This window comes from Runella sp., from assembly GCF_965279615.1.
Classification (GTDB): Bacteria; Bacteroidota; Bacteroidia; order Cytophagales; family Spirosomataceae; genus Runella.
In genome coordinates, this window is record NZ_OZ257252.1 from 888,939 (window position 1) to 902,648 (window position 13,710).

At 37.9% G+C, this 13,710-nt stretch carries 18 protein-coding genes and 1 pseudogene; 12 read left to right on the top strand and 7 right to left on the bottom strand.

The genetic code is table 11. The features are described 5' to 3' along the window. The first annotated feature begins 251 nt into the window (after positions 1-251). A complete protein-coding gene (locus tag ACQY73_RS03950) occupies positions 252-1,232 on the top strand; it encodes an IS110 family transposase (RefSeq protein WP_428657733.1) in 981 nt (326 codons plus the stop codon). 14 nt (positions 1,233-1,246) lie between these two features. On the opposite strand, the gene ACQY73_RS03955 is transcribed toward ACQY73_RS03950, so the two are convergent. From ACQY73_RS03955 to ACQY73_RS03965, 3 genes and pseudogenes are all read right to left on the bottom strand, one after another. Beyond that, on the bottom strand, positions 1,247-1,591 hold the full coding sequence (locus ACQY73_RS03955) for a transposase (RefSeq protein ID WP_428661763.1): 345 nt from the start codon (positions 1,589-1,591) through the stop codon (positions 1,247-1,249). 17 nt (positions 1,592-1,608) lie between these two features. After that, positions 1,609-2,289, bottom strand: coding sequence for an IS110 family transposase (locus ACQY73_RS03960; RefSeq protein WP_428661765.1), 681 nt, complete (start codon positions 2,287-2,289; stop codon positions 1,609-1,611). A 323-nt stretch (positions 2,290-2,612) separates the two neighbouring features. Further along, positions 2,613-2,996, bottom strand: a pseudogene (locus tag ACQY73_RS03965) (transposase); the annotation flags it as partial. A 288-nt stretch (positions 2,997-3,284) separates the two neighbouring features. On the opposite strand from ACQY73_RS03965, the gene ACQY73_RS03970 reads away from it, so the two are divergent. The 6 genes from ACQY73_RS03970 (at position 3,285) to ACQY73_RS03995 (ending at position 7,530) form a co-directional block, all read left to right on the top strand. Then, positions 3,285-4,094 (top strand): hypothetical protein, encoded by an 810-nt coding sequence (locus ACQY73_RS03970; RefSeq protein WP_428661768.1) that lies wholly within the window; start codon positions 3,285-3,287, stop codon positions 4,092-4,094. Between the two features lie 280 nt (positions 4,095-4,374). Beyond that, positions 4,375-4,995, top strand: a complete 621-nt coding sequence (locus ACQY73_RS03975) for a hypothetical protein (protein ID WP_428661771.1) — start codon at positions 4,375-4,377, stop codon at positions 4,993-4,995. Positions 4,996-5,227: 232 nt separating this feature from the next. After that, positions 5,228-5,683 carry a hypothetical protein gene (locus tag ACQY73_RS03980; protein ID WP_428661774.1) on the top strand — a complete coding sequence of 152 codons (456 nt, stop codon included), beginning with the start codon at positions 5,228-5,230 and terminating at the stop codon, positions 5,681-5,683. 77 nt (positions 5,684-5,760) lie between these two features. Beyond that, the gene (locus ACQY73_RS03985; protein ID WP_428661777.1) at positions 5,761-6,207 is read left to right on the top strand and encodes a GIY-YIG nuclease family protein; all 447 of its coding nucleotides are present in this window, start codon (positions 5,761-5,763) and stop codon (positions 6,205-6,207) included. 74 nt (positions 6,208-6,281) lie between these two features. Beyond that, positions 6,282-6,869, top strand: coding sequence for a DUF6915 family protein (locus ACQY73_RS03990; protein WP_428661779.1), 588 nt, complete (start codon positions 6,282-6,284; stop codon positions 6,867-6,869). Next, positions 6,856-7,530, top strand: a complete 675-nt coding sequence (locus ACQY73_RS03995; RefSeq protein WP_428661782.1) for a hypothetical protein — start codon at positions 6,856-6,858, stop codon at positions 7,528-7,530. Before ACQY73_RS03990 ends, ACQY73_RS03995 begins: the two co-directional genes overlap by 14 nt. A gap of 239 nt (positions 7,531-7,769) precedes the next feature. On the opposite strand, the gene ACQY73_RS04000 is transcribed toward ACQY73_RS03995, so the two are convergent. From ACQY73_RS04000 to ACQY73_RS04015, 4 genes are all read right to left on the bottom strand, one after another. Next, a complete protein-coding gene (locus tag ACQY73_RS04000) occupies positions 7,770-8,180 on the bottom strand; it encodes a hypothetical protein (protein ID WP_428661784.1) in 411 nt (136 codons plus the stop codon). A 98-nt stretch (positions 8,181-8,278) separates the two neighbouring features. After that, entirely contained in the window at positions 8,279-9,511 is a 1,233-nt protein-coding gene (locus ACQY73_RS04005; RefSeq protein ID WP_428661787.1) for a tail fiber domain-containing protein, read from the bottom strand. A 228-nt stretch (positions 9,512-9,739) separates the two neighbouring features. Then, positions 9,740-10,972, bottom strand: coding sequence for a tyrosine-type recombinase/integrase (locus ACQY73_RS04010; RefSeq protein WP_428661790.1), 1,233 nt, complete (start codon positions 10,970-10,972; stop codon positions 9,740-9,742). Further along, positions 10,972-11,817: a hypothetical protein gene (locus tag ACQY73_RS04015; RefSeq protein ID WP_428661793.1), complete on the bottom strand. Its 846-nt coding sequence runs from the start codon at positions 11,815-11,817 to the stop codon at positions 10,972-10,974. The genes ACQY73_RS04010 and ACQY73_RS04015 overlap by 1 nt, the downstream gene beginning before the upstream one ends. A gap of 47 nt (positions 11,818-11,864) precedes the next feature. On the opposite strand from ACQY73_RS04015, the gene ACQY73_RS04020 reads away from it, so the two are divergent. The 5 genes from ACQY73_RS04020 to ACQY73_RS04040 all read left to right on the top strand — a co-directional run bounded on the left by ACQY73_RS04020 (position 11,865) and on the right by ACQY73_RS04040 (position 13,704). Further along, on the top strand, positions 11,865-12,275 hold the full coding sequence (locus tag ACQY73_RS04020) for a hypothetical protein (RefSeq protein WP_428661796.1): 411 nt from the start codon (positions 11,865-11,867) through the stop codon (positions 12,273-12,275). Between the two features lie 23 nt (positions 12,276-12,298). Beyond that, complete coding sequence (locus tag ACQY73_RS04025; protein WP_428661798.1) at positions 12,299-12,589, top strand: helix-turn-helix domain-containing protein; 291 nt, start codon at positions 12,299-12,301, stop codon at positions 12,587-12,589. A gap of 123 nt (positions 12,590-12,712) precedes the next feature. After that, positions 12,713-13,117 carry an SH3 beta-barrel fold-containing protein gene (locus ACQY73_RS04030; protein ID WP_428661800.1) on the top strand — a complete coding sequence of 135 codons (405 nt, stop codon included), beginning with the start codon at positions 12,713-12,715 and terminating at the stop codon, positions 13,115-13,117. Between the two features lie 167 nt (positions 13,118-13,284). Then, complete coding sequence (locus tag ACQY73_RS04035) at positions 13,285-13,425, top strand: hypothetical protein (RefSeq protein WP_428661803.1); 141 nt, start codon at positions 13,285-13,287, stop codon at positions 13,423-13,425. 27 nt (positions 13,426-13,452) lie between these two features. Then, a complete protein-coding gene (locus ACQY73_RS04040) occupies positions 13,453-13,704 on the top strand; it encodes a hypothetical protein (protein WP_428661805.1) in 252 nt (83 codons plus the stop codon). The last annotated feature ends 6 nt before the right edge of the window (positions 13,705-13,710 follow it).

Below are 13,710 nucleotides of genomic sequence, written 5' to 3' on the forward strand. Positions count from 1 at the left end.
ATAGTACATTTGAACTCTGTTGTAATAAATACTCAAAATGGCCGTAATTAAACTGTCAGTTGAGCAACCCGTGTAGGGAAATCCGCGATTTCTATAGCCAACCCTGTGAATCATGTTCCGATCTGCACGGGTGAATTTTTAAAGCCTCGACAGTTCAATTGGTTTTGAAACCGTGTATGCTATGCCAGGGTCTAAAAATTCACTGCTCGCTTCTTCATTGTTTGCTAAACGTTTATTAAACCGATTTATTTATGAAAAAGTACATTGGGATTGATGTAGCTAAAACTACCTTAGCAGTGGCCTTGCCAACAATGAGCGGAGGCTGGACTATTAACACTTATCATAATACACCGGAGGGTATCCATTCCTTATTAAGCCATTTACCTAATGGATCTCACTGTATTTTGGAAGCTACGGGTTCTTATTCCGTTTTGGTGACATACATGCTTTGTCAGGCAAAAATTAATGTATCGGTCATTAATCCTAAACAGAGCCATAATTTCGCTAAGATGCAATTGTCAGTCACTAAGACTGATCCAAGAGATGCTGTTTTATTGGCCGAATACGGTCGATTAATACAACCGCCTCTATATCAAATGACTACTGATAGTCTGTTGCGTCTTCGACAAAAGAGAACACTATTGCGCCAATATCACAAGCAACGCACCATACTTCTAAATTTACAACATTCGTTTGCTCCCCTACCGGTTAAAGATTTATCAACTGAGCAAAGTTTACAGGAAATGATTGATCGCTTTGAGGCTGCTATTGCCAGCCTCCAACAGGAGGTATGCCAAATATGTCAGGATGATTTTAAAGAACAGTATAATCGATTAACATCAATAAAAGGCATTTCGCATAAAGTTGCTACGGCACTGATTGAGACTACAAATGGCTTTCAGGATTTCCGTTCGGCTAAAGCATTAGCCAAATTTATTGGCCTTGCCCCTACTACTTATCAATCAGGTAAAATGGCTACTCATCGCGGTATTTGTCGAACGGGAGATCCTGATTTGCGTGGTTTATTATATGTTGCCAGTTGGTCAGCAATCCGTTATAATAAAGCGTGTCGAGAGTTTTATCAGCGTCTGAAAGCTGCCGGTAAAGCATCTAAATTAGCTCTGATTGCTGTTGCCAACAAGTTACTCCGCCAAGCTTTCGCATTAGTTCGATTTGATGAAGATTATAATGATAATTATCAACCAAAATTTCGATTGAATGCTTGCATTTGAACACAGTTCATGATTCAAACAAGAGAGCAGGTATAATTTTCGTTATATTTCTGTCTATTCTTGGCTAAAGAAAAAATAAGCCTAACCAACTTGTTTTTCATCGCATTGAAGACCGCATACTTGTTTTTCCCTTCCTTGAGTTTTCGCTCATAAAAAGCTTTAAAATGAGTGTTGTATCTCATGGCAGACATAACACAATTTGACAAAGTGGCTTTAATCCCTTTGTGAGCTTTTTTACTGACTCTGGGCTTTGACTGTAAACTGGTACCTGAAGAGTTTTCAAAGGGTACTACCCCGGCATGGCAGGCCAGTTGTTTAGCATTATCGAACTTTTTAAACCGCTGCGGCGGGCCGCTCATCGGTAATGACAATACATTTAGCCGCAGTGACAATACCAACCCCAGGAACAGAGCCGGGCCGCCGGTGCGGTAATATTTTCAAAAAGTGATTTGAGCTGTGGATCAGAATTAATGAGTTCTTTGATCTGCTTTTCGAGAGTTTGTAAATCAGTTTCGACTCCTTTAAGCGTATGGGCAGAGTATTTTTTTGTGTCTTTTGTCAGGGTTTTGTTGGCTTCACAAGACTTTTGCTCGTTCAATGCTGTCAGGCAAATTTGTCGTACTTTAACTAATCTGTCACGAATGTCAAGTAAGTTATCCAATTGCTCAATAATGGCTCTGGGAGGGGTATAGAGCTTGATTTCGTCCCGATTCTTGTAAGCATAACGGGCAATACGTTGAGCATCAACGATATCGTTTTTACCTCGTACATCCCCCATTGAGTATTTAATTTGGCTACCTGATTCCAGCCAAATTGCAGCTTTGCGGCTCAGCAAATATTTCAGTAAACGAGTATGATAAATCCCGGTGTGTTCCATACAGAAAACGGCAGTCCCGAGTTTACAATTTAACTGCCGTTGCAGGCTTATTACAGTTTTGGTAATGCTCTTTATATCATTGCCTGAGACCTGTTCCAGAATAATTTTATTAGCACTGCAAACCGCCCAATTCAAGCTTTCTTTTGAAATGTCGATACCGATAAAATACTGCGTTTCCATGTGATTGATGCTAAGAGTTTGTGTATTTTTACAGTCTGTTGTTGAGATTTTATCCGCCATCAACACCTTGGCTAATGGGTTTTACCCGAATTTCTATCGCTCGGGCGACCCCGTTGATGTTTGGATAAAGACAGGAGATAGGATTCAATCCCGTGGTGGGTTTTTCCCATGCGGCCCCTTAAAGTGCCTATGTCCTGCTCAACAACGGAAAAGTAAACTTACCGGTTTCTTGGTTTGGTTCAACCATACAAATCTAAAGGCGGCCCCGCATTTTTTCTGACTGTGTCATACGATGATAGGGGTTATTCGTCGGCTTTAAGGTTTTTTTTTAAGAGTCGATTTTCTAAGCTTAACTCCGCTACTAACTGCTTAAGCGCCTCATTTTCACTCTTCATTGAATGGACTTCTGGAGCGGTAGCTTCTCGAGTCGTATCACCGGCCAAACGTTTTTTGCCCGCTTCCAGAAACTCCTTACTCCAGCGATAATATACATTGGGGTTTAATCCTTCGCGTCGACATATTTCCGCCACCGATTGTTCGCCTTGTAAACCTTCCAAGACAATTCGAATTTTTTCTTCTACGGAGTATTGACGGCGAGTCTGCCGCTGAATGTCTTTAATGATGGAGAGAACGGGTTTGCGTTCCGGTGAAGAGCTTGACTTACTTGCTGAGGGCTTAACTGAAGCTTTTTTGGTTGATTTGGACATGATAAAGAAAAGTTAAGTGAAACAATATACAAAATTGTCTCTTCGCTCTTAAGCTTTATCTGTCCACTTTTAGTTGACTATTTACAATATTACATCCAAATTTCAAGGCTCATTTGATCGAATGGCTCAATGGTTCTACAATTATTTGAAAAGAAATAAATAAACGACATTCATCACTAGTGAGAAAACCATATGTAAAACCTTTTGAGTACATCAATCAGCGAGTTATCAGTAATTTTTATGCACACACAACGCAAGCCAAGTTCCTATTCTGAAGACCTTAAGCAGATGAAAGATGCAATTCAGGAAATTAGTCAGGAATACCAAAAAATATCAAAGGAACATTATTTAAAGGGAGAATATGCAATATGGCATTTGAATGGATTAATGTACCATGCTGATTCTATGATTACACAATACTCAGCGATTGCAGAAGAACTCTTAACAAGGCTTAATAAATTAACGTTTGTCCATGTATTTATTATGCATACACCACAAATGCAGAATTTGATGTATGAATTTTATGCATTTATTAGTTTAGCTAGAATTTCGTTAGATAACCTCAAACACATTATATATCCTCTTTTTAAAAACCCAACAAATCAAATGCCTAAATCCGTAACCGATTTGGGGAGTGGAAATACTGATTGCCCCATTTATGAGCGAATTGCAAACACTGAAGAATTACAATATTTAATCGATTTAAGAAACTGTTTGGTTCATTATAGGACATTTGCAATCAACAATCATTCCGTAATAAAATATGAAGGTGTAGATAACTTTGAAAAGGATAGCATTGAGGAACTGACAAAACCTATGGCAAAAGGCTCGTTTCGAATAACCGAAAATAATGATGTAGTATTTAATATTTTTCTGCCAGATATAATTTACAACAGAGAGAATAACAATAAAAAGCTAGTTGATTTTACATATAACAACCGAATGAATATACTTGCTGAAACGATAAGATTTATACGACATATTGTATTTAATTACATGGAAGCAATGGCAATAAATATAGTATCACAAGAAGAAAGATTTACTTTTGACAAAAAAGGCGGTATAAGCCCTGTAAATTATAAAACTATATATCTCTAACCCAACCTACTGCAACATTGCATTTTATGGCAGGTAATGAGTATACTTTCAAGTTTCCCTTTGGTTTCGACCAGACTATCTCTTATGGCAATTGCTAATTTTGTTTCTGCTTGAGACCCAATGCTACATAAGTAATAAAAGGAATTCATAGACATGCTTATGAAAAACTCTCAGTATTTAACGAAAAGCCAGCTTTTCGAACTTATTAAAAGTAGAATTTATTCAGACAATCAGTAACACTGTGCAGGCAGAATATTGCCACAACGTTAGCTCCAATTTTATGAAAGTACTCGAATCCCCCAAATTTGCAAACATAATTAGCCTATTAGCGATGCTAGTTTCGGCATTGACGTTTTATTATTCATATAGACAGGCTCAAAAGAGTGAGGAATTCAGTTTAAAGCTTACGGAGTCAAGAGTAACCGGTAAAAAACTAACTTTAACTTCAAACAACTCTACATTTCACTTAACAGTTCCTATTCGAATTATGATTACGAATACATCAGGAATTACTCAACCAATAGAAAGAGTTGACGTCACTATGGATAGAGAAACTAACTATTATTGGGACCATGTTTTTGAAATAAATGGACAAAAAATGATGTTCCCCAAAGACATCCCTTCAAAAGGTAGTTATGGTATCGAAATTTGGGTCGACATCCCAATTGCTCCAAAAACGGCTGAAGAAATAATAAAACTATACTCCATTAAAAAATTTACTGAAGGCATCCCTTATCAATTATCTGAACTTGAAGATTTTGAAAACAAATTAAAGACAATAAAGTTCGACAACGGCAGTAATTTGTATAACCTTACTAGACATAAACTGACGGTTGATTTTTATTTCCTCTCAGCATCGGAAGGAATAGGGATTACGAATTACCCCCTGATGCTCCCTTAAAACTAACGTCAACAAGATATTGTTAAAAGCAACTGAGCTGGCACACTGGGATTATCGGTAATTATTGACCTGACAGAAGTAATTCAATATTTGTAATTTTATGGAATGGTAGTACTGAGGATCACCGCATTCGGCAATATCCAAACCATTAGCAGTTATTTTAAAGATAGACATGGGAGTAACAATTCATTTTGAAGGACAATTAAAGTCAGATAAAGACTTTGACATCGTAATGACCAAAGCTAAAAATTTTGCGCTGACAAATAGCTTGCCCCACCAATCTTTTTCTGAATTATTGAAAAAACTTGACCGGGTAAAAGATGAGCAAGACTGGGATTACGAAGGACCCACAAAAGGAATAAAAATACAACCCGACGAAAACTCGGACCCGCTATGGCTTGAGTTTGACAAAAACAATTATATCCAAGAGTACTGCAAAACGCAGTTCGCAGGTATTGACACACATTTGCAAATCATTTCCCTTCTAAAAGAAATTCAACCTCATTTTGTTTACCTGCAGGTAACAGACGAGGGTGAGTACTGGGATACTCAGGACAAAGCACTGCTTCAAGAGTGCTTGGATAATTACTTTGATGCAGCGGAAAAAGCCAAAGCCGAAAACTCCAAATTAAACGGCCCATACAGACTTCAAGATGGTCGGATAATTGATTTAATGGAGGATGACTAAAAACTATCCATAACGAGTTTTGTATCAGGCGGGTTGACAGGCTAGTTTGGGATCTTGTGGTGCTTTTTTAACATACTATGAAATTATCAATTTCAGATTACCTTAATGAACTTCTCAACAATTTACTTGCCTCTGAGCGACATCAAATAGAGTTGACACGTTCATGGGCTTCACAGTTCCCAAACGTGCCGGGAGTTTATATCTTCCGTTCTGCAGATCAAATTGTCTATGCCGGTGAAACCGGCAGTATCCGTGGGCGAATGAAAGACCTTATTGATACACGCAATCACGTAATAAGGCGTTCGATCGGGATAAAACTTTTTTCAAACAGAGATGATTACACTAAACCTACATCAAGTAAAAAGTTTTGTGATACAATAGAGGCAGAATTAAATCTGCACATCACTACAGAGTTAACGATCTCATTTATCCCTGTTGAATTAGGTCGAAAAGAGCTTGAAAAAAGGCTTTTTTCAAACTACTCACCACAGTATAACATTAAAGGACTGAGAATCAACTCTTAATCTTAGAAGATAAAGAAAAACCCTCTCGTTGGTGACAAGAGGATTAGCATCAAAAACGAATAGATAAGTTAAAAATGGACATTTGGAAACATTGTTTATTATCAAAGAGGAAATTCGGTGGGAAGGCCGAAGATTATTTTCAAATTCATAACTTCATAGATAGTAGTAAGCTATTTATTTTTCACTCAAAACATCGAGTATTAATTCATAATTTATATGGAATTGAACTCTGCGTCCTTCTATTTGGCCACTATATATTAAATTCAGACAACAAAACTATTTTAATTCGGGATATTGCAGCGGAGCATTGTAAAGAGGACTTAAGTGGGTATGTTCCTACATTGAATGATTGGTTTGTAAATTTTGAACTACCTCCCAACTTTATAATTCCGCAAATTGAAGACCCTGATTTAAAGGACTTTATATACAAACCTTTTTTACGCTCAACGTGCGAGTCATCTTTGATAATCACTTGTAGTGACTTTGGAATATATTTAGTTGAGAAATTTTATGGCATGGACAAAGCTTTGCTATTGGCAAAGTCTATCCCACCTAAACAAATGATAAATAACCTTTTACAAGAATATCGTTTCACCCAAAAATGGCAGGTATTCCCTGATAGGGACGAATTGATTTGGCTTCAAAAAAATGAGAACAATTAACAAATACGGTTTAAAACACCAATTAAACGAACTGCTCAAAGCAGGAAAGGAAATTACAATTGACTTCAATTGTGGAAACGATGAAGCACATATTGTACCATTTGTCGACGGTAAGATAGTTGAATATGGGGAGTTATATTTTAGTTTAGAAGACCTAATATTCATTGATTTGAACTTACCGAGTGCCGGTGAGTATATGGTAACAGGGAAAGGCTATCTGACCAGTGAAGATGATGACATTTACCTTTATTATGATTTAGAAGGATTTATGTATTCATACGATGATGAAGATTTTGAAGAATCTGATGTTGATTATGAACCTAAAAAGGAAATTAAAGAGATACTGAATAGCAATTATTTACTTTTGTCCAAAGAATATGATGATCCTGAAAAATTGCAGGAATATTTCGCAGAAAAAGAAGCAACACAAATAAATAAACCGGTTCTAAACAGTTTTTCAGCTTCTGAGCAAGAATTATGGGAAAGTCTAAAAGGTGAAAGTTCGGTAAAACATGAAGATTCTAAAAAATTGCAAGAACATTTGCAAAAAAAAGGAGCAACAGAAATAAACGTACCGTTGTCAGATAACTATTTAGCTTATAAAAAAGAATTATGGAAAAGGTTGAACAAAGCTTCTAAGCCTTGGTGGAAATTTTGGTGATAGTCTTTTATATTCTTTGCATTTATTTTTTGTTTGCTATCCCTTTTGCTACACACCTTGGGCGAAAAGATTATTAATGTAACCGGCCAAAATCTGTAGTCATTCCGAGAATATTGCAGGGTTTGAAATGTAGCCTCCAGTCTTAAATTTTCACAAAGAAAAGCCTCTCAACTAATTTGTTTGAGAGGCTTTTCTTTTTCGCCTAATGAAAGACTCGTTAAGATTAATATGAAAAATCTTCACATTTTAGGATGCCACTCCAAATAGTCAGAGTTTGCCAAATCCCAATTCGTCAGTTGACTCCCTAATTCGTTTATGGCTGCCACTTCACATTGAATATAAAATGTCAGATCAAACATTTGCGGAATATTACTGTCATTAATTGCATGAATTTTTAGAGCAGCATGGCCAAATTGATTATAGCACAACGCCTCTAATGACAAATAAGAAATATCTGTTGATTCGATTTCAATAGATACTTTGTCACTAAGTGTTTGAGGAAATTCCTGAAGCTTTTTGCCAAAATCATATAAGTCTTCTATCCCTAAGTATAAGGTCAGTTCACATGAATTCACCCCATTGCTTATTCTGAAATAAAATTCCTCTGTGTTAGGGTCTTGCCAAACTAATGTAATTTCTAAACCTTTCATTATCAGTAACAAGGTACCAGCCGGTATGCATTAATGAAATAAAGATGATAGTTTGTTAGGGGCCTTTCCAACTATAGACATTCTATTCACATAAACAGCTATTTTTTCTCAGATAGATGTAGTGAAGAATCTGTATTCAGCACTGCCTTTAATTTGGCAATCTCCCCCTTCAATTCTTCCAGCTCATCAATTCGAGCTAACTTCTTTCTAAGCTCCTCATTTTCAGCTTGTAAATGACGATTATTTCTATCTAATTCCTGAACTGCATTCACTAATGGTACTACCAATTCTGCATACGAAAGATTAAGCGTTTTAGCCTCATCTTTATCTTCCACCAAGCCACTGAACGGAATATTCATTTCCCGCAAAGTCTGCTGCACATCCTGCGCAATCAGCCCATCACGGCGACGTTTATACGGATCACTACTGTAATTATAAGAAGCCGTTTTAAGCTTTAAAATAAAATCCAATCCCAAACGATTGGTATAAATAATATTTTCCTTCAATCGTCGGTCTGAATAGTTTGTCCATGCCCCATATCCCCCGATGGTGGCAACTGCGGCATTTCCAATCACAGCTTTGTCATCGGCATTCACTTCAGCGTTATAACCAATGGCGATAGCATTCGTGAGATTCGTGGCGGAAGCATCAGCCATATACCCTAAAAACGTATTTGAATTGCCACTTACATTATTCCACCCTGCTGAATCACCTACCGCCGTATTTCGAGAGCCTAAGTTGTTATCTGCAAGCGCTGAGGCTCCTACCCCTGTATTTGACCGTCCGTCTCTTGTTGCATACAATGAAGATATGCCCAAGGCTGTGTTATTTATTCCGGTTCTGTTATTGTAGAGCGCTGACATACCAATGCCCGTGTTTCCATTACCGCTGGTATTGGACTGAAGTGATGACACTCCAACGGCAGTATTAACACTTCCACTCCAATTATACTGCATTGAATGTTGCCCAATAGCAGTATTCACACTGCCGGGACCGTTGTTCATAAGAGTTTCATGCCCCATTGCTGTATTATAATTCCCATAACTACTATAAAGCACATTCATCCCTACACCTGTATTTTCATGGCCTCCCCTATTGGAAAACAGGGCATTTAAGCCCATAGCGGTATTATTATAACCCGTGGTATTGGATTTCATGGCATTTGCTCCAAGTACCGTGTTTGAACTAACTGCGTTGCCGTTGTTGCTGCCCTGCATTCCCTGAGGAGAAATAGTGATTGAGCCGTCAACAGTACTTTGAGTGTAGACTTGAGCATTAATAGAACGGTAAGAAATAAAGAGTAAGGCAAGAGGTAATAAAAAGTGTTTCATACAGCAGAGAGGTCAATACCTGAAGTTATTGCTAAAAGAAAAATCAAAGGTCTAGGGCACAAAAAGGGCTGTAAATCGTTGATTTACAGCCACTTGCAGAGAGAGAGGTTCTCGAACCTTGTCACTTCATGACACTTATATAATGTCACAGTAAGCAGGTGGCTGTATATCTATAATCGTTGTACTTGCCCAAATGACACTAAATGACATCAATGTTTCACTATTGTTTCACTCAAATATCTCGTTAATGTCATCAACGGCATTTTGGTCAAAGGATTTCAAATACTTTTCCGTGGTGGATAGACGGGCATGACCCAGTGCTTTGGATATGGCATAGGTATTGGCTCCCTTTACCCGAGCGGTATCGGCAAAGGTATGTCTTGCAATGTGACAAGTCAAGGGTTTATCCCACTTCAGGCGTTCGGTGACCTTTTTAAGATTATTGTTAACCACCGATGTTTTGGCTGATTTTGTATCTTCATACACTTTTTCAATAGTATAATCTTTTCCCACTTCCACGAATGGAAATAAAAAGTCATCCGGCTTTTTGCCTTTGGCATATTTCAATGCAATAGCCTGTGCCTTGGGCGTTAATTTTACATTACGTCTTGAGTCGGTTTTATGCATTTGGTATTTGCAACGCAGACCATCAGGCTCCTTTTCAATGCTGCGTACTTTCAGAAATAAAGCATCACCGATACGCATTCCGTGGGTATAATACATAAAAAGAAAGATGTCACGCGCATGACATATACGAAAGGAGGGCTCCAATATCATATTTTCCAATTGGCTTACTTCATCGGGTGTCAGCTTATCCTTCTCAGTTTCATCAAATGAAAATTTGTAATCCTGAAAAGGATTGTGTTGCGGACTGAGCAATTTGTCTTTTATCGCAGCTCCAATGATCGTCTTTACATAACCCAACTGTTTACTTACCGTATTTTTTGAGTTTGGAATTTTAATCATGTATGTTTCAAACTCTTTCAACCAGGTAGGTGTAAGTTCCCGAAACATCAGATCGGTTTTGCCCTTTAGTTTCAAATGAGCAATGATTTTATTCAAAGGCACTCCATAATTATCGGATGTTCCCAACGAATTCTTTACTTTAACGTACTCTAACTGACGTTTATAATAATCAATGAAAGACTGGTCATTGCCATGCAGCAAAGCCTGTTCAATCTCTTCAACGGTTGGATTGGATGTTCGTGAAAGTTCAGTGACTGCCTGATGAGCAGCTTCGTACTTTTCCCGAATACGGGAATTATAAATATGGGACTGTTGGCAGGTAGCACGTACCCAATTGGCTTTATCAAGGGTAGCTTTTGGGTTAAAATCTTTTAGATTGATGGCAAAACCCATACTGATACGTTTATGTTGACGGTTGGCCGTAATTCTGAAACGTATAGGGTAATGACCGTCCCGATTAGGGGCCGATGCCAATTCTACACGAAAGGTAACCATTAGAATTTTACGTTAAGACCCAATACAATATGCCATAGATTTTGGATATCTTCCGCCAGCACGCGAAGTACTGCACCTTTTCCCCGGTGAAGGGTAATGTAGCCTTTGTCCAAAATATCATTTGAAGTGACATCACCCACAGCAACCATATCTGCATAATTTATAACCGTTATACCCGTATGGTATTTGTATTTTCTTTCTTCAACTTTCAAAGCCAACAAAGTAGAACCGTTTTTTATGGCCGGCTCCAGGGTGTCAGTTTCGATTTTAACAATGACGGCGCCTTCCAGATCGTACTCCATTTTTCGATTAATCTCATAGGTCGGACAATTGGAAAGATCCGTCAGGTTACGTTCGGTATCGGTGATGATTGGAAGTTTTGCATACACATGACGCGTTTCTGTCAGGATGGGATCGTTTTCCGTCTGGATGAATTTACGGATTTTGTCAGCCACCTCCGGCCGAAATTGGGCTGAATTTTTATACAATACCATCATGGCCGGTGACACACCGAGCCGTTCGGCAGCATCTTTGTTTTTAATGCCGTGTTTGCGAAGGTACTGTTCCAATTGCTGACCCTGATGCGCTGTGCTTTTGGATAATTCAATCTGTTCTTTCAGTTTTTCATAATCCTCATTGGTAGCAGTATCCTTTACATTCAATGCATTGATAATGCGGTTCCACATTTTGTCGGATATATCACGAACACCCACCATATGACTGATTTGATTCTGTGATAAACCTACGAGGTCAGCAAAGCGTTTTTGATTATCTTCTGCATAGTCGCGTATAAAACGACGCAGTTTGATTTTACGTAAAAGGCCGCTTTCTTCTAACTGAGGCATGGTTTGCATGGTTAATTATTAATTTTATTATTAATATTATTGCAACAATGAATTTTATTATTAATTTTGTTGCAATAGTATTATTAATAATAACATTAATATTAATAATGTGCAAATTCCGTGGTGAACGGAAGAATAAAAATTTTAACGGTCGAAACATGGGACAACAAAGAGGACAAAAAAAGGTATTTGTTTCGGTGGTACAGAACACACCAGACCTATTTAATCCGATAAAATCAGACATTAAAAAGTTTGGTTATCAGACAGTTGCGGATGCTTCCGGTCTCAAGGCGTATCAAAGCGTCATGAAATATTACAATGGGGAGGCAGTTCGAAAAAATACGGAAAAGAAAATTTTATTGGGCATCGAAAAGCTCAATAAGGGCGATTTTGTGACGTTCGACAGCGTTACAAAAGTTAAGGATATTATTAATTTACACACAAACCAAGCCTCCTAATATTTATTATGGATGTACCTACAATGCAAGAATTTACCAAACTGCGTGATGATTTCGCAGAGGTAAAACAGTTGGTCAAACAAATGATACAGGTACGTGTGACGGTGGAATGGGTCGGTATAGAAGTAGCCGAAATATTACTAAATTGCTCTAAAAGAACAATTTATCGTATGGTTGAGCGCAACGAGTTGGCAACAATTAAACGGGGGCGAAGCGTTCGTTACAGTCTGAATTCCATCCGAGCCTATTTAAAGAAAGGGCAATATACTCCGGAAGCGATAGAGGCGAGAATCAATTCATTATTTGCAGCGTGAAATAAATATTAATAATATTATTTGTTAAAAATTAATAATATTATTAATATTGTAACACAAAAAATAAGACGGCCGTAAAACAACCGTCTTATTTAAATCATTACAATAATAAGCTGCAAAACAATGAAAAATGTATCAAAACTCCAAAAGGCGTTGGGTAACGGTCAAACCGTTCTGATTGAATTTGAAAAAGTAAACGGTGATCCAAGAAGAGCATGGGTAACGAGAAATCCTGATTTGATTCCTGCTGAAAAGCATCCCAAGAATGCTTCCAAAAGCAAAAAATCAAAGCTGATTGTGTTGTTCGACACGGTAAAAGGCGACTGGATTTCCTGTTATGGTGATAAAATCACACTGGTCAAAACACCACCTACGCCATCGCAAATACGTCGGAAAGAAGAAAGAAAAAATCGGTGGGCATTGGTTGAAAAAATCCGGTCTGCTTATCATTTCACCGTCAGTGAAGCCTTGAAAATAGCCTGTGGGCAAACGGTGGATAAATGTAATTTATTGAATCTGAGCTTGTAGTAGAATATAGAGTAAAGGGTTTAGGAATAGCGTACACGGGAGAGGGAAACCCTCTCCCGATGTTTCCTAACCCATAAAGAGTTTTTCATAACGTTTAGTGACTCGATTGAATGAGTCTTTGACGATCCTCAATCTAAATTTTATCAATCCACTTAAAACTTTGACTTATGAAATTTCCTAAACTCCGCCTCTTGGTAAAGCAACAGGATGAACTCAAAATGTGGGCAATGGTCTTATTGACGCTGTTCATTTGCGCCATGCTTTGGTGTGCCGCTGTAGCCATGAGAAATCCTAATGCCATTCGATAACATTGAAACTTTCTAACTCTATCATAAATGGAAAAGCAATCAGAGTATTTTAAAAGCAAAGGCGGCGGTCAGTTCTTCAAGCTGTTAAGCCAGTATGAAGTCAAGGTAATAAGCCTATACGACTTCAATCCAATCATCGAAAGACGCCGGATTTCGAATACCATCATTGAACAACTTAAATGCGTCCCCTGCCCCGCAGCGGAGTTTGATGCCGCTGAAAAAAAGGCCATTCAGTTGCTTGATTTACCTAACCCGGAATTAGTATCTGTTTATAATTAATCACAT